This window comes from Lactiplantibacillus sp. B652, assembly GCF_023806745.1.
In the GTDB taxonomy this organism is placed as follows: Bacteria; Bacillota; Bacilli; order Lactobacillales; family Lactobacillaceae; genus Lactiplantibacillus; species Lactiplantibacillus pentosus.
The window spans coordinates 1-236 of sequence record NZ_JAMSKY010000114.1; the positions used below are offsets into that span (position 1 = coordinate 1).

General features: G+C 44.9%; 2 rRNA genes. Both read left to right on the plus strand.

Features of this window, described 5'->3' with window-relative positions:
• Positions 1-91 (plus strand): 23S ribosomal RNA (locus MZO40_RS17225); the annotation flags it as partial.
• Between the two features lie 70 nt (positions 92-161).
• A 5S ribosomal RNA gene (gene rrf, locus MZO40_RS17230) occupies positions 162-236 on the plus strand; the annotation flags it as partial.

The window sequence follows — 236 nt, forward strand, 5'->3', positions numbered from 1 at the left end:
CCCCTGAAAGATGATCAGGTAGATAGGTTAGAAGTGGCAGTGCGGTGACGCATGAAGCGGACTAATACTAATCGGTCGAGGACTTAACCAAGTAATTGGTGTTCCGGTTCATATGAAACATTTGATATTGTCTAGTTTTGAGAGCACAAGTTTCTCAATAGTGTGGTGACGATGGCGAGAAGGATACACCTGTTCCCATGTCGAACACAGAAGTTAAGCTTCTTAGCGCCGAGAGT